The following is a 14,594-nucleotide window of genomic DNA, read 5'->3' as shown; positions in this document are numbered from 1 at the left end:
CATCACCATGAGCCACTCGACCGGTATCGAGACCAACGGCGTCGAACAGATCCCTGATGATCAACGCGACGCCTCCCCGCTGGACCTCTTCCGCCTGATCTTCGGCGGCGCCAATACCTTCGCCACCGCAGTGCTGGGCAGCTTCCCTGTGCTGTTCGGCCTGTCGTTCCAGGCGGGCGTTTGGGCCATTCTGCTCGGCGTTGGCGTGGGCGCCCTGATTCTTGCGCCGATGGGTTTGTTCGGCGCACTCAACGGTACCAACAACGCCGTGTCGTCGGGCGCGCACTTTGGTGTGCACGGGCGTATCGTCGGCTCGTTCCTGTCGCTGCTCACGGCCGTGGCGTTCTTCTCGCTGTCGGTGTGGAGCTCGGGCGACGCTCTGGTCGGCGGTGCCAAGCGCCTGGCCGGCCTGCCGGAAACCGACCTCACCCTGGGCCTGTCCTACGGGCTGTTCGCGGTGCTGGTGCTGGTGGTGTGCATCTTTGGCTTCCGCTTCATGCTGTGGGTGAACAAGATTGCCGTGTGGGCTTCAAGCCTGCTGTTCCTGCTGGGAATCGTGGCCTTTGCCGGGCCGTTCGATGCCGGCTACGCAGGCAGCGTCAACCTTGGCCAGGCAGGCTTCTGGGCGGCGTTCGTCGGTGCGGCGATCCTGGCCATGAGCAACCCCGTGTCGTTCGGCGCTTTCCTGGGCGACTGGTCGCGCTATATCCCGCGTGAAACACCCAAGGCGCGCATCATGCTGGCGGTGATAGCAGCCCAGGGCGCAACGCTGATTCCTTTCCTGTTCGGCCTTTGCACCGCCACCTTGGTAGCGACCCAGGCACCGGACTACATCGCCGCCAATAATTATGTGGGTGGCCTGTTGGCGGTGGCGCCAAGCTGGTTCTTCCTGCCGGTGTGCCTGATTGCGGTGATCGGCGGCATGTCCACCGGCACCACTGCGCTGTATGGCACCGGCCTGGACATGTCCAGCGTGTTCCCGCGCCTGCTCAGCCGCGCCGGCGCCACGCTGCTGATCGGTGTGCTGGCAATCGGCTTCATCTTTGTCGGCCGCTTCACTTTCAACCTGGTGCAAAGCGTGTCGACCTTCGCGGTACTCATCATCACCTGCACAAGCCCATGGATGGTGATCATGATCCTCGGCCTGATCACTCGCCGCGGCTTCTACCACGCCGATGACCTGCAGGTATTCACCCGCGGCCAGCGTGGTGGCCACTACTGGTTCCAGCATGGCTGGAACTGGCGCGGCATGGGGGCGTGGCTCCCCAGCGCGGCGGTCGGCCTGTGCTTCGTCAACCTGCCCGGGCAGTTCGTCGGCCCGCTGGGCGACCTGGCCGGCGGCATCGACCTGAGCCTGCCGGTCACCCTGGGGCTGGCTGGCGTGCTGTACCTGCTGCTGCTCAACCTGTTCCCTGAACCTGCGGGCGTGTATGGCCCCCAGGGCCCGCGCTGGGTGCGGTGCAAAAGCACCGCGCACACGCCTGTGACCACTGCCGAAATGGCCTGACTGGAAACCGACCATGACCAACTCCCACTACATCGCCGGCCGCTGGGTCGAAGGCCAAGGCAACGACTGCATCAGCGTCAATGACCCTGCGCTGGGGCAACCGTTCGCCGAGTTCATGGCTGCCAGCGTGGCCCAGGTCGACCAGGCCGTAGCCGCTGCCCGCAGCGCCCTGCCCGCCTGGAAAAGCACCAGCGCCAGCGAACGTGCAGCTTTCCTGCGCGGCTTTGCCGAGCAGCTCGGGCAGCGCCGTGAAGCGCTGATCGCCTTGCAGATGCGCAACAACGGCAAGCCCCGTCACGAGGCGGAAATCGACCTGGATGACGCCATCGCCACCTTCTGCTACTACGCCGAGCTCGCAGAGCAGTTGCCTGCGAAGCATCGCGACGTCCCGCTGGCCGCCCCAGGCTTCACTGCGCGCACCCGCCTGGAGCCGGTGGGTGTGGTCGGCCTGATCGTACCGTGGAACTTCCCGCTGGTGACCAGCGCCTGGAAGCTCGCGCCGGCCTTGGCTGCCGGGTGCACCGTGGTGCTCAAGCCATCGGAGGTCACCCCGCTGATCGAGCAGGCCTACGGCCAGATTGCCGACGCTCTGGGCCTGCCGGCGGGGGTGCTGAACATCGTCAACGGCAAGGCCGAGACCGGTGCCGCGCTGAGCAATCACAATGGCCTGGACAAACTGTCGTTCACCGGCAGCAACAGCGTCGGCAGCCAGGTGATGCGCAGTGCGTCGGCACAGTGCCGGCCGGTGACGCTGGAGCTGGGCGGCAAGTCGGCGATCGTGGTGTTTGACGATTGCGATGTCGATCAGGCAGTGGAGTGGATTGTCGCCGGTATCAGCTGGAACGCGGGGCAGATGTGTTCGGCCACCTCGCGGCTGCTGGTGCAGGACGGTATTGCCGATGCACTGCTGCCACGCTTGCAGGCGGCACTGGAAAACCTGCGGGTTGGCAACCCGCTGACCGAGGAGGTCGACATGGGCCCGCTGACCAGCCAGGCCCAGTGGCTGAAGGTGGCCAGCTACTTTGCCACGGCGCGCGAAGAAGGCTTGCAGTGCCTGGCCGGTGGCAAGGCGTTGGACCGCGACGGCTGGTTCGTCAGCCCTACGCTGTATACCGATGTGCCGAAACACAGCCGCCTGTGGACCGAAGAAATCTTTGGCCCGGTGCTGTGCGCACGCCGGTTTGCCAGTGAAGAGCAGGCGATTACCGAGGCCAATGACAGCCGCTTCGGGCTGGTGGCGACCGTGTGCTCTGCCGATTTGGACCGCGCCGAGCGTGTGGCCGATGCGCTGGAGGTTGGCCATGTGTGGATCAACTCGGTGCAGGCGGTGTTCGTCGAAACCTCGTGGGGCGGTACCAAGGGTAGCGGCATCGGCCGTGAGCTGGGGCCTTGGGGGTTGTCGGCCTACCAATCGGTCAAGCATGTGACGCGTTGCCTCGGCTGATATCGCAAGGGGCCGCGTTGCCGCCCATTCGCGGGTAAACCCGCTCCCACAAGTACGGTGCTGTCCTTGAAAATTGCACTGAACCTGTGGGAGCGGGTTCACCCGCGAAGAGGCCGGTACAGGTAGAACAAAACTCCGCCCCGCGTGACTTTCTCCGCCCGCTGCAAAGTCCCACTTCCTGGTACCCCAACAATCACAACACCAGGCCGGACCACCCATGCACCCTCAACGCACCGCCTTGCACAACGAACTGCACGCCCGCCCGTCGCTGTACTTCGACGGCCCGGCGCATGTCTTCCACCTGGCCTTGCTCGGCGGTGATGCTGCCTGTGCAGCGCTGCTGCAACGCTGCTGCCCGGAGGCCCTGGACACCGCTGCCGCGCAAGGCATCACCTGCCTGGATGGCCACCCGTTCAAGTGGGAACGCCACACCGAGTTCTTCACCCTGACACTGGTGGTGCCGTGCGCTGCCACCGACACCGAATGGCGGCCCCTGCCTCCCGTGCTGGCCGAAGCCATCGCCCCGCAGGTGGCGCAGGTGATCAACGCCGTGCAGGTGCTGGTGCGTGACGAACAGGGGCTTGACCTGCCTCGCTATGGTTTCAAAGATCCGTGCGGCTCGTGCGTTGGCGGGGGCGATGCGGTGGTGTGGAGCGATTTCCGCCTGACCGAAGATGGTACCAACCGTTTCCTGTTCATCAACCGCCGCCTCAATGCCTACCGCCAGGGCCGCATGATCCGCCGTCTGCTGGAAATCGAGACGTACCGCATGATGGCCTCGCTGACCCTGGCCACGGCCAAGGCTCTGAGCCAAGAACTGGATACTTTCGACAAGACGTTGGTCAGCCTCTCGGAGCGCAGTGCCGGGGGGGACGGCCATGACTCCAAAGGGTTACTGGACGCCATTGCCCACTTGTCACGCCAGGTGGTCAGCCACACGGTAAAAACCCGCCACCGCTTCGGCGCCACCCAGGCCTATGCGCAACTGGTGTTCGAACGCCTGGGCGAGCTGCGGGAAAGCCATGTAGGCGACTGCCAGCGCCTGGGGGTGTTCATCGAGCGTCGGTTCAAGCCGACTGTGCGCTATTGCGCGGCGACCGAGCAGCGGCTGGAGCAATTGGCGAAAAACGTGGCAAACCTGGGCGACCTGTTGCAGGCGCGTGTTCAGGTAGAAATGGAAGAACAGAACGCCGAGATCCTGCGCAGCCTCAATGCCCGGGCCGATGCCCAGGTGAAGATCCAGCGGGCGGTAGAGGGGCTGTCGATCATTGCCATCACCTACTACCTGCTGAATTTGTTCAAGCTGCTGTATGGCGGGCTGAATGTGCTGGGGTTGGGGCTGACGGCGCGGGATGGATTGCTGGCCATGGCGCCTCCGGTGCTGCTGGTATTGTTGGTGATTCTGCTGAGGATCAAGCAGGCCAAGCAGCATTGAATTCGGGGGCGCTATGCGCCACTTTCGCGGCACAAGGCCGCTCCTACAAGGGATCGCGTGCCCTGATAGCGTTCGCATTCCCTGTAGGAGCGGCCTTGTGCCGCGAAAGGGCTGCGCAGCAGCCCCCGCTCTTTACACCGACTCGTCAGCGGGGCGCGTACCCTCCTGCACCAGCACCATGCTCTGCGGCGAAGACAGCGGAATGCCTTCATCACGCAGCCGCCCAAGAATGGTGAACAGCAAGTCGCTACGGGTACCTGACACCTGCCGCGGCCCCGCCACGTATCCACTGACGCCAATCACCATGCCACTGGCGGTCAGGTCCTTGAACGACACCGAAGTGGCGGGCGCATCCAGAATCGCCTCATGCTCGTGGTACGCCGTCAACAACAGCTCGCGTACCCGGTTGGCGTCGGTCTCCAATGGCAGGGTCAAGGTAATGCCGACCACGCCCAGCGCATTGCCCATGGTCACGTTGCGCACGTTCTGCGAAATGAACTGGGAATTAGGCACGATCACCGTCGAGCGGTCGGACATCTGAATTTCGGTGGCGCGCACATTGATGCGGCGGATATCCCCCTCGACGCCCGCCAGGCTGACCCAGTCGCCCACCTTGACGGGGCGCTCGGTGAGCAGGATCAGGCCGGAGATGAAGTTCTGCACGATTTGCTGCAAGCCAAAACCGATACCCACCGACAGGGCACTGACCACCCAAGTCAGGCTGGTGAGGTTGATGCGCAGGGTCGACATTACCAGCATGGCCAGGAACAGGAAGCCCAGGTAGCCCACCAGTGTCACCAGCGAGGCACGCATGCCGGCGTCCATGTCGGTTTCCGGCAGCAGGCGGTCACTCAGCCAGCGCTTGACCACGCGAATGGCGAACAGGCCACCGAAGAAGATCGCCAGGGCCAGCAGGATATCCTGCGGCACGATGTTGAGGTTGCCAAGCAGCTTGCCGCCGGTGCCGTCCCAGTCGCCCAGGCTCATCAGCAGCTCGCTGGGGCTGGTGCCCGACGGCATCAGCACCAGCAACAGCGCCAGGAACAGGATGACGGTACGGCCGATGCCGGCCAGGACAGTGCTGGCCTGTGCCTGGTGGCGAGGCGCCAGGCCCAGGGTCGAGGCCAGCGCCAGACCACCTGGCTGACGTGGCGACAGCAAGGTTTCGCACAGGTCACCGAAGAAGGTGGTCAGCAAGTAGGCACAGGTGACCACCAGGCTGACCCACAGCAATTTGGCGGTGAGGAAATAGGCGAGTGTCAGATAGCCGGTGAGCAGGGCCAGCAAGATCAGCGTCAGCCAGATCACCATCACGAACGGGATCAGCCCGGTCAGGCCAGTGGGGCGCTCCAGATCATGCTTGCGCAGGGTTCGGCGATAACCTAGCAATGCGCCGGCAAAGATAAGCGCCACCACCAGCGCGGTGAGGCCATTGACCGCCACAGTCAGTGCCAGGCTGGCGCCGATGACGCTGTTGATGCGCTCCATGGTCATCATGACCATCAGCGCCAACGCCAGTACCTTCGGGAACCAACCGAGCGCACTGGCCACTTCGTCATGGATCGGCGGCAGGCGCCAGGACGGGCGCTGCAGCATCAGCATGGCGCGGCCCAGGCCGGTGATGAAGGCGCTGAACACCACCAGGGTAAGGATGTGGTTGACCAGGCTTGCGATATCGGAGCCCAGCTGTGCGCTGCTCTCCAGGCCCCAGCGCAGCAGCGATACAGAGCCGGCAATGGTACCCAGGGTTGCCAGGCTGACGCCAAGCGCCAAGGCGCTGCGGCGCAAGCGGCCCTCGGGCAACCAGCCGACCATGGCACTGGCCAGCAGACGCTCGAGCACACGGCGCACCAAGGTCCAGACCAGAATCGCCGCCACCAGGCTGGTAATGAACAGCCAGCGGTTTTCGGCGCTGAGGGCACTGCCAATGGCATCGGCCGCCTCGCCGCGCAGGTCACGCACACGCGCCACGTCGTCCTGGGTAGGGCGGATGATGCTTTGCCAGAACGCCGGGCTTAGTGGCGAAGCCGCACGGCTGGTGATTTGCGAATTGAACTGGCTACGGCGCAGGTTGACTATTTGCGTGGAAAGGTCGCGAGCCGACTGATTCAGCTTGGTGGCCTGATCCTGCTGGGCTACCAGCGCCTTTTTTTCGGCCTCCAGCGCTTTGCGCTGCTGCGTGAGGGTGGCGGCCTCGTCCGGCTGGGCCGGGCCGATGACCTTCAGCTTGTCCTCGAGTTTTTCCAGGTCGGCGGTGCGCTGGGTACTCAATGCATCAGCCTGGCGCTGAACCTGCATCGCCGCCAGGCGCAATTGCGACAGCAGGTCGTCGTTGGCCTCGCTGGTGACGCCCTGGCGGATCAGGTCCAGCCGGTCGCTCAGCTGTTCGATGCTGGCGTTTTCATCCAGCGCTGGCGCATCGGCAGCCACCAGATTGGACAATGGCGTGGCCGGGGCCGACCAGGCCGGGCTGGCAATGGCCAGCATCAGGGCCAACAGGACCATCAGGCCTGGGCAAAAACGGGCAAGGCTGACACGCCTCATCGAAGTATCCTCTTTACAACTCGATTTGGCGGGGGATTCTACGCGGCTTCAGGCTATCAGGAGAGTGCCGTCTCTCGCGTGAGCAGTTGCTGTTTGCGCTCGACACCCCAACGGTAGCCACTGATATCGCCGTCCCGACGCACCACCCGATGGCAAGGGATGGCCACGGCGATGTGGTTGGCCGCACAGGCCATGGCCACCGCGCGCACCGCTTTGGGCGCACCGATTCGTTCGGCAATGTCGGTGTAGCTGACCCGGCTGCCGGCCGGCACCTCGCGCAGGGCCTGCCACACCCGCTCCTGAAACGCCGTACCTTGCACATCCAGTGGCAACGCCAGGCCCAGTGCCGGGGCTTCGACAAAGCCCACCACTTCGGCGACCAACTGTTCGTAGGCGCTGTCGCCACCGATCAGGCGGGCCTTGGGGAACTGGTCCTGCAGGTCGTGCAACAGGGACTCGGGGTCGTCGCCCAGCAAAATCGCGCAAATGCCCTTCTCGCTCTGGGCCACCAGGATCGCCCCCAGCGAACACTGGCCGAGGGCGAAGTGGATGGTGGCCCCTGCGCCACCGGCACGGTACTGGCGGGGGAGCATGCCCAGGCGCTGATCGGCGCTTTCGTAGAAGCGGCTGTTGGAGTTGAACCCGGCATCGTAGATGGCGTCGGTGACTGAACGCTGGCCATCTTCCAGGTGCTCACGCAGGCGCCGGGCACGGAAGGCAGTGGCATAGGCCTTGGGGGTAACGCCGGTTTCGGCCTTGAACAAGCGGTGCAGGTGGAAGGGGCTTACGGCCAGTTGCGCACTGAGCTGGTCGAGGCTGGGCGCAGGGTCGATGGTTTCGATCAGGCGGCAGGCGCGGGTGATCAGTTGGCTATGGCGGGCGGCGCTGGCCTTGCTGATACAACGTTTGCAGGCACGATAGCCCGCGGCTTCGGCAGCAGCCGGGGTGTCGTAGAATTCGACATTGGTGCGCTTGGCCATGCGAGATTTGCAGCCGGGGTGGCAGTACACGCCCGTGGTACGTACGGCGTAGACGAAGTGGCCTGTGGCGGTGGAGTCGCGGGACGCCACGGCTTGCCAGCGTTGGTCGGGGGTGGTGTAGAGATTCATGGGTTAGCATCCAGATAAGTTGTCGCCTGTACGGGCCTCTTCGCGGGCACGCCCGCTCCCACAGATCCTCTGCAGGGTTCGAGCCTGTGGGAGCGGGCATGCCCGCGAAGGGGCCCGTACAGGCGATGCAAAACTTCAGGCCCGCCACAGGTACCAGGCCGCCACGGTCCGAAACGGCCGCCAGGCGCCGCCCAGGGAGCGCATCTGCGCCGGTGTCGGCGCTTTGTCCAGGCCCTTTAGCCGTCGGTATCCCTCGCGAACGCCAAAATCGTCCACCGGCAGAATGTCCGAACGCTCCAGGCTATAAATCAGCAGCATCTCCACCGTCCATCGCCCTACCCCACGCAAGGCTACCAGGCGTTCGATCAGTGCTTCGTCGGCCATGGTCAATGCCTCTTCACGCGTTGGTACCAGGCCTTCCAGCCGCGCCTGGGCAATGCCCTGAATCGTCGCCAGCTTGTTCGCCGAAAAGCCGCAGGCACGCAGGATTTGCGGGCTGACCGTCAGCAATTGCTCTGCCGTCGGGAACGCACTCTCCGGGAACAACGCCAGCAACCGGCCAAGGATTGCTTCGGCAGCACGGGCATGCAGTTGCTGGTAGGCAATGGCCCGCACCAACGCCTCGTAAGGCTCCCGCCCCGGCGTGGCCTGGTGCAGGCAAGGCCCGGTCGCAGCAATGTGCCGCGACCAGTCCGGGTCGAGTGCTGCCAGGTATTCAGTGGCCTTGCGGTAGGTCTCGGGTGAAAGGTCGGCCAGTATCATGGCGCCTCCAACAGGTTGAATGCAGGGCCAGCTTAGCCCAACCATTCATCGGTTAAACGCCGGTTCTTGCGCGGCGAATTCCTGGCATACCATTGCCCTGTGCTGTTATCCCCGCATAGAATTGAGAACTATTCACAATCGCACAGTTCACAGGACCGGGCCCTCGTTACGATGCAGATCAACGACACGTTCAAGCCGACCGAGGTCGCTCTGCTCTATCAGGCCCACCATAGCTGGCTTCGCGGCTGGTTGCGCAACCGGGTGGGGTGCAGCGAGCATGCGGCCGACCTGGCCCAGGACACCTTCGTGCGGCTATTGCGGGCCCGCCAGGTTTCGCCGCTTAAAGAGCCACGCGCCTATCTCAGCAGCATCGCCCGTGGCCTGATGATCGACCAGTTCCGCCGTCGCGCACTGGAACACGCCTACCAGCAAAGTCTGGCCCACCTGCCCGAAGCCGAGGCACCCAGCGAAGAGCACCGGCTGGTCATTCTCGATGCCCTGGACCGCCTCGACCGTGCCCTGAACCAGCTCAAGCCGCGTGTTCGCCAGGCGTTTCTGCTGGCTCAACTGGACGGCTTGAGCATCGTGCAGATCGCCCAGCAGCTGGAAGTGTCGCGGGCCACCGTCGAGCGGGACCTGGCCAAAGCCTTGGGTGTCTGCTACCGGTTGCGTTACGCCGATGCATGAGCACGCCCCGGCACAGGCACAGGTCGACCAAGCCATCGACTGGCTGGTGAAGCTGCGCTTCGACCGCCCCACCCCCCGTACTGAGCAGCAATTCCAGCACTGGCTGGCCAGCCACCCGCACAACCCGCTGGCCTGGCAACGGGTCAGCCAACTGGGCGACGAACTGGCCGGGCTGCCCAAGGACCTGAGCCGGCGCACCCTGGACGGCAGCCAGCGCCAGCGCAGCAGCCGACGAGACCACCTCAAGCTACTGGCGCTGCTGGCCGTGAGCGGCAGCCTGGGCTGGGCCATGCGCGAACCTATGGGCCTGCCGCAACTGCTGGCCGACAGCAGCACCGCCACAGGTGAACGGCGCCAGTGGCAAGCCAGCGATGGCAGCCACATACAGCTCAACACAGCCAGCGCTATCGACCTGCATTACAGCGCCGGGCAACGCCAGCTGGAACTGGTACGTGGCGAGGTCAGCCTGGACAGCAACCCCAACGACACTCGCCCGTTCCACATCGACACCCGCGTCGGGCCGCTGACCACCCTCAACGGCCAGGTGCTGCTGCGCGAAAACAGCCAGGGCCTGCTGCTGGCGGTGCGCCGTGGTGCAGTCACGCTGTTCCCCACATCGCCCTCGCCGCGGCAGGTGCATTCGGGCGAAACCGTGCAGGTGGGGGCCAATGGCAGTATTCACGCGGTGACGCTGCACAGCGACCCGTGGGGCTGGACCGACGGGGTGCTCAGTGTGCAGCAAATGCCACTGGCCGAGTTTGCCGCAGAGCTCGCCCGCTACCGCCCCGGCCTGTTGCGCTGCGCCCCTGAGGTGGCGAATTTGAAGGTGTCAGGTACCTATCAGTTGGGCGACACCCGTCAGATTTTGCAGCTGCTCACCCGCAGCCTGCCGGTGCGTATCGACTACCGCACGCGTTATTGGGTAAGCATCGGCGCGGCGTGAACGTCTGTCTGACCGGCTACCTCCTGCAGTTATCGGTCCGCCACTGGCCGCATCCGCCCATGGCGCCGGTATGACTGCCTGGCAAAGCACACGAACAGCCCGGCCATCAGCGCCAGCGCCATGGGCAGGCCATGCGGGGCCACATCCATCGCAGCGCCACTGACCAGCGGTCCGATCAGGCTACCCACCCCCCACAGCAAACCCACGCTGGCATTGGCAGTGACCAGGTCCTGGCCCTTGAAACGTTGCCCGATCAGCACCAGCGCCAGGGTATAGATGCCCCCCGCAACCGCTCCAAGCACCACCAGCAGCGGCCACAGCAGCCAGGTCATGTTCAGCAGCCACGGCAGGCCGATGCCAATCGACATCGCCACCAGCCCGCACGCCAGGTGCAGCCCGGTGCGCTCCACCCTGTCGGCCAACCAGCCCAGCGGCAACTGGAACAGCATGTCGCCGGCAAACACCACGGTCACCATCAGCGCCGCCACGCCCACGGCAAAGCCATGGCTGGAGGCGTACACCGGCAACAGCGACAGCACCACCGCATCGAAGAACGAGAAGAACAGCACCGCCACACACAACGCCGGTGCCACGCGGAAGAACCCCGCCAGGCCGAAGCTCTTGTCGCCCTCTTCATGCTCGACATGGTCATTGGGTACGGTCAGCACGATGCACAGCAACGCCAGGCCATAGCAGGCGGTGACCACACCGGTGATCCACGGGCTGTTGGCGCCCAGTACCGCGAGCATGGCCGGGCCGAGTACCTGGAAGCCGGTAAAGCTGGTGGCATAAAGGGCCATGATCTTGCCGCGATTGTGATCAGGGCACAGTTCGTTGACCCACGACTCGCCGAGGATGATGGCGATGCCCATCCCCAGCCCCAGGCCCAGGCGCAGCAGCCCCAGCAGCCACAGCGAGGCGAAAGCCGACTCGAGCAAGGCGATGCTGACGGTGCACAGGCTGAAACTCAGCAGGTAGATGGTGCGCCGGGTGAGGTGGCGGCAGCAGGCGTCGACCAGGAACGCCGAGAGCATCATGCCCGCAGCGGGAATGGCCGAGATGATGCCGATTTCCAGGGTACTGGCCCCGGCCTCATGCAGGCGCAACGACACCAGTGGCAGGCTGGCCCCCAGGCTGAAGCCCACGACAGAAACGGCGAACAACAGGCCCGCCAGCAAACGCATGTTCATGTACCACTCCTTGCAAACCGAAAAGACGTGCAGACACAGGCGCGCACGCCGGGGCGGCGAGCGACGCAAAAGCGCAGATCAGTTCAGGCGAGGTGTGGCGAGAAGGTGAAGGCAAACAGCACGCTGCGGCGACGCTTGAGCACCGTGTCGCTCGGCCAGGCACGACGCAGGGCCTGGAGGGCAGGCTGGCGGGCATGTGGGAGGGACGGGTTACGGCGCATTGCTTTGGCTACTACGCAGGTGGTGGGTAAAAAGAGGCGGCACTCTAGCTACCTCAAGGGGGGGTAGTCAATCGGCCAGGGGCCTCTACGAGGCCCATTCGCAGCACAAGGCTGCTCCTACAACGAGCGCGTGCTGCCTGTAGGAGCAGCCTTGTGCTGCGAATGGGCTGCAAAGCAGCCCCCAGCAATTTCAGCGTTTACCTGTAGACGGCAAGAACACCGCCAGCAACCCGAACAACGGCAGGAACGAGCACAGCCCGTACACATACTCGATACCGCGCAGGTCCGCCACATACCCCAGCAGCGCCGCCCCAATGCCGCCAAAGCCGAACATCAGCCCGAAGAAAATGCCGGCGATCATGCCCACGCTACCCGGCACCAGTTCCTGCGCATACACCACGATCGCGGAAAACGCCGAGGCCAGGATAAAGCCGATCACCACGCTCAGCACGGTGGTCCAGAACAGGTCCGCATACGGCAGCGCCAAGGTGAACGGCGTCACCCCCAGGATCGAGAACCAGATCACGGCCTTGCGCCCGATGCGGTCCCCGATCGGGCCGCCAAAGAACGTGCCCGCCGCCACTGCCCCCAGGAACAGGAACAGGTGCAACTGCGAGCTGGCCACCGACACATCGAACTTCTCGATCAGGTAGAAGGTGAAATAGCTGGTGAAGCTGGCCATGTAGAAGTACTTGGAGAACACCAGCAGGCCCAGCACGATCAGCGCCGCGATCACCCGGTTGCGGGAAATGCCATGGGTGGCCTGCACCGCCTTGCGCGCCTTGGCCTGGTTGAGGTGTTCCTTGTACCAGCTGCGCAGCATCAGGGTTACACCGAGGAAGAACAAACCGGCCAGGCCGAACCAGGCCACGTGGGTCTGGCCGAACGGAATGACGATGGCCGCCGCCAGCAGTGGGCCCAGAGCAGAACCGGTGTTGCCACCAACCTGGAAAGTCGATTGGGCCAGGCCGAAGCGCCCGCCAGAGGCCAGGCGCGCAATACGCGAGGTTTCCGGGTGGAACGTCGACGAGCCGATGCCCACCAGCGCCGAAGCCAGCAGAATCATCGGGAAGCTGCCGACGAAGGCCAGCATCACGATCCCCACCAGCGTGCACAGGGTGCCCATCGGCAACAGGTTCGGCGTTGGCCGGCGGTCGGTAAAAAAGCCGACCCAGGGTTGCAGCAGCGAAGCGGTGATCTGGAACGTCAGGGTAATCAGACCGATCTGGGCGAAGCTCAGGTCGTAATTGGCCTTGAGCATCGGGTAGATCGCCGGCAGCACCGACTGGATCAGGTCGTTGATCAAGTGCGCCAGGGCGCAGAAGCCGATGATGCGCATTACCAGCGGCGTCGCTTGGCTCGCCGCTGCGCTGGTGGACGCCGGGGAGGCGCTACTGGTGGCCATGTGCCTGAATCTCCGTCCGCAGTTTGGGATCCGATTATCGGGAAACAAATAGATACATAGCTACCTTTTTTATCCCTCTGTCGCAACGTACTTGAAAATGGTTCTCAATATAATTAGCATCCTCGACTTATATCCCTGTCATCGTTGGGCGAAACGGCCCCTATCGTGAGCAGACCGACCCCATGAGCCCGATGCCCGCCAAGCAGCTGCAGCCCGACCCACAGCAGGAAGCGCTGGAGTGGTTCTCGCTGTTGCGCCAGCCCGGTTGCGACGACACCCAGCGCCAGGCATTTGCAGCCTGGTGCCAGCTACCAGACAACGCCCATGCCTATGCCGAGCTGGAGACTTTCTGGCAACAGCTGCAACCACCCCCCGCCCGCCCCCGCCCACGGCACGTAAATGAACGCCGCAGCCACCAGGGCAAATGGTTGGCGCTTGTGTTTCTGCTCGGGTTGGGCGCTGCGGCCTACCTCTACTGGCCGCTGATGCAGCGCCTGGCCAGCGAGCTGCACACCGATGTGGGCGAGCGGCGCAGCACACGCCTGGCTGATGGCACGACCCTGAACCTGGACAGCGCCAGCGCAATGAACGTCGACCTGCGCGGCCGCACCCGTCAGCTGCACCTGGTGCAGGGCCAGGTGTTCCTGGAAGTCGTGCTCGACGGGCGGGCCATGGAAGTGGAAGTGGGCAACGCCCGCATCCAGGTGTTCGGTACCCGCCTGCAGGTAGCCCGCCATGCCGGTCATGATGAACTTGTCGTACTCAGTGGCAAGGCCATGGTTATCCAAGGGGGTGAACAGCGCATGGTATCGGCCGGTGAGCAGGTCACCTTCGATGACACCCGCATTGGCCCGGTGCACAAAGCTGACCTGAAAACCGCTGACAGCTGGCGCACCGGCCGCCTGACAGCCACCGACATGCCTTTGGGGCAGGTGCTAAAGCGCCTTGCCGCCTACCAGGGGCAGCGGGTATGGATACTGGATGAACAAATGGCCCATCGGCGCGTGAGCGGCAATTTCAACCTCGACCGGCCTGGCGAAAGCTTGCAAACTCTGGCGGCGGCCCAGCATCTGCAGCTTCAAGGCGTGCTCGGGCACTGGCTTGTGGTGCGCTGAAACCACGCCCGGCGGCTAAGTTTTTGAAAGCGTGCAAATTTTTTTTGAAATGAGTGTTGACAGAGGGTCCGTTCAAGAGAATAATGCGCGCCATCGGCTACATAGCTCAGTTGGTTAGAGCATAGCATTCATAATGCTGGGGTCCGGGGTTCAAGTCCCTGTGTAGCCACCAAACAAGACGAAGGGCTTACCGCAAGGTAAGCCCTTTTTCTTTGCCTGCGAAAAAGCTGAC

12 protein-coding genes and 1 tRNA gene are annotated in these 14,594 nt (G+C 64.1%); 7 read left to right on the top strand and 6 right to left on the bottom strand.

Annotated elements, in window-relative coordinates:
* Window positions 1-7: 7 nt before the first annotated feature.
* From OZ911_RS03715 to OZ911_RS03705, 3 genes are all read left to right on the top strand, one after another.
* Complete coding sequence (locus tag OZ911_RS03715; RefSeq protein ID WP_268968573.1) at window positions 8-1,507, top strand: purine-cytosine permease family protein; 1,500 nt, start codon at window positions 8-10, stop codon at window positions 1,505-1,507.
* A gap of 13 nt (window positions 1,508-1,520) precedes the next feature.
* The gene (locus OZ911_RS03710) at window positions 1,521-2,951 is read left to right on the top strand and encodes an aldehyde dehydrogenase family protein (RefSeq protein ID WP_070087060.1); all 1,431 of its coding nucleotides are present in this window, start codon (window positions 1,521-1,523) and stop codon (window positions 2,949-2,951) included.
* 217 nt (window positions 2,952-3,168) lie between these two features.
* Window positions 3,169-4,386, top strand: a complete 1,218-nt coding sequence (locus OZ911_RS03705) for a DUF3422 domain-containing protein (RefSeq protein WP_070087059.1) — start codon at window positions 3,169-3,171, stop codon at window positions 4,384-4,386.
* A gap of 132 nt (window positions 4,387-4,518) precedes the next feature.
* Here OZ911_RS03705 and OZ911_RS03700 read toward each other — a convergent pair whose 3' ends face one another.
* The 3 genes from OZ911_RS03700 to OZ911_RS03690 form a co-directional block, all read right to left on the bottom strand.
* Entirely contained in the window at window positions 4,519-6,930 is a 2,412-nt protein-coding gene (locus OZ911_RS03700; RefSeq protein ID WP_016484851.1) for a DUF3772 domain-containing protein, read from the bottom strand.
* A 56-nt stretch (window positions 6,931-6,986) separates the two neighbouring features.
* Window positions 6,987-8,039, bottom strand: coding sequence for a bifunctional DNA-binding transcriptional regulator/O6-methylguanine-DNA methyltransferase Ada (ada, locus tag OZ911_RS03695; protein ID WP_016484850.1), 1,053 nt, complete (start codon window positions 8,037-8,039; stop codon window positions 6,987-6,989).
* Between the two features lie 135 nt (window positions 8,040-8,174).
* Window positions 8,175-8,801 carry a DNA-3-methyladenine glycosylase family protein gene (locus tag OZ911_RS03690; RefSeq protein ID WP_070087041.1) on the bottom strand — a complete coding sequence of 209 codons (627 nt, stop codon included), beginning with the start codon at window positions 8,799-8,801 and terminating at the stop codon, window positions 8,175-8,177.
* A gap of 171 nt (window positions 8,802-8,972) precedes the next feature.
* Between OZ911_RS03690 and OZ911_RS03685 the strand changes: the two genes are divergently transcribed.
* Both OZ911_RS03685 and OZ911_RS03680 read left to right on the top strand, forming a co-directional pair.
* A complete protein-coding gene (locus OZ911_RS03685; RefSeq protein ID WP_016484848.1) occupies window positions 8,973-9,488 on the top strand; it encodes a sigma-70 family RNA polymerase sigma factor in 516 nt (171 codons plus the stop codon).
* Window positions 9,481-10,431 carry a FecR domain-containing protein gene (locus tag OZ911_RS03680; protein ID WP_016484847.1) on the top strand — a complete coding sequence of 317 codons (951 nt, stop codon included), beginning with the start codon at window positions 9,481-9,483 and terminating at the stop codon, window positions 10,429-10,431. The genes OZ911_RS03685 and OZ911_RS03680 overlap by 8 nt, the downstream gene beginning before the upstream one ends.
* Window positions 10,432-10,460: 29 nt before the next feature.
* Here the strand turns inward: OZ911_RS03680 and OZ911_RS03675 are convergent, their stop codons facing one another.
* From OZ911_RS03675 to OZ911_RS03665, 3 genes are all read right to left on the bottom strand, one after another.
* The gene (locus OZ911_RS03675) at window positions 10,461-11,621 is read right to left on the bottom strand and encodes an MFS transporter (RefSeq protein WP_023049191.1); all 1,161 of its coding nucleotides are present in this window, start codon (window positions 11,619-11,621) and stop codon (window positions 10,461-10,463) included.
* An 83-nt stretch (window positions 11,622-11,704) separates the two neighbouring features.
* The gene (locus OZ911_RS03670; protein WP_016484845.1) at window positions 11,705-11,842 is read right to left on the bottom strand and encodes a hypothetical protein; all 138 of its coding nucleotides are present in this window, start codon (window positions 11,840-11,842) and stop codon (window positions 11,705-11,707) included.
* A gap of 190 nt (window positions 11,843-12,032) precedes the next feature.
* Entirely contained in the window at window positions 12,033-13,247 is a 1,215-nt protein-coding gene (locus tag OZ911_RS03665; RefSeq protein WP_023049192.1) for an MFS transporter, read from the bottom strand.
* A 191-nt stretch (window positions 13,248-13,438) separates the two neighbouring features.
* Between OZ911_RS03665 and OZ911_RS03660 the strand changes: the two genes are divergently transcribed.
* The gene (locus OZ911_RS03660; protein WP_016484843.1) at window positions 13,439-14,362 is read left to right on the top strand and encodes a FecR family protein; all 924 of its coding nucleotides are present in this window, start codon (window positions 13,439-13,441) and stop codon (window positions 14,360-14,362) included.
* A 95-nt stretch (window positions 14,363-14,457) separates the two neighbouring features.
* A tRNA-Met gene (locus tag OZ911_RS03655) sits at window positions 14,458-14,534 on the top strand.
* Window positions 14,535-14,594 lie beyond the last annotated feature (60 nt).

It is taken from the genome of Pseudomonas fortuita (genome assembly GCF_026898135.2).
GTDB lineage: Bacteria > Pseudomonadota > Gammaproteobacteria > Pseudomonadales > Pseudomonadaceae > Aquipseudomonas > Aquipseudomonas fortuita.
This window is presented reverse-complemented; position numbering and strand designations above follow the sequence as displayed.

What these genes read in the sequence shown, in the direction of transcription:
- OZ911_RS03715 (WP_268968573.1), top strand. Translation starts at nt 8, where the DNA reads ATGAGCCACTCGACCGGTATCGAGACCAACGGCGTCGAACAGATCCCT.
- OZ911_RS03710 (WP_070087060.1), top strand. Translation starts at nt 1,521, where the DNA reads ATGACCAACTCCCACTACATCGCCGGCCGCTGGGTCGAAGGCCAAGGC.
- OZ911_RS03705 (WP_070087059.1), top strand. Translation starts at nt 3,169, where the DNA reads ATGCACCCTCAACGCACCGCCTTGCACAACGAACTGCACGCCCGCCCG.
- OZ911_RS03700 (WP_016484851.1), bottom strand. Translation starts at nt 6,930, where the DNA reads ATGAGGCGTGTCAGCCTTGCCCGTTTTTGCCCAGGCCTGATGGTCCTG.
- ada (WP_016484850.1), bottom strand. Translation starts at nt 8,039, where the DNA reads ATGAATCTCTACACCACCCCCGACCAACGCTGGCAAGCCGTGGCGTCC.
- OZ911_RS03690 (WP_070087041.1), bottom strand. Translation starts at nt 8,801, where the DNA reads ATGATACTGGCCGACCTTTCACCCGAGACCTACCGCAAGGCCACTGAA.
- OZ911_RS03685 (WP_016484848.1), top strand. Translation starts at nt 8,973, where the DNA reads ATGCAGATCAACGACACGTTCAAGCCGACCGAGGTCGCTCTGCTCTAT.
- OZ911_RS03680 (WP_016484847.1), top strand. Translation starts at nt 9,481, where the DNA reads ATGCATGAGCACGCCCCGGCACAGGCACAGGTCGACCAAGCCATCGAC.
- OZ911_RS03675 (WP_023049191.1), bottom strand. Translation starts at nt 11,621, where the DNA reads ATGAACATGCGTTTGCTGGCGGGCCTGTTGTTCGCCGTTTCTGTCGTG.
- OZ911_RS03670 (WP_016484845.1), bottom strand. Translation starts at nt 11,842, where the DNA reads ATGCGCCGTAACCCGTCCCTCCCACATGCCCGCCAGCCTGCCCTCCAG.
- OZ911_RS03665 (WP_023049192.1), bottom strand. Translation starts at nt 13,247, where the DNA reads ATGGCCACCAGTAGCGCCTCCCCGGCGTCCACCAGCGCAGCGGCGAGC.
- OZ911_RS03660 (WP_016484843.1), top strand. Translation starts at nt 13,439, where the DNA reads ATGCCCGCCAAGCAGCTGCAGCCCGACCCACAGCAGGAAGCGCTGGAG.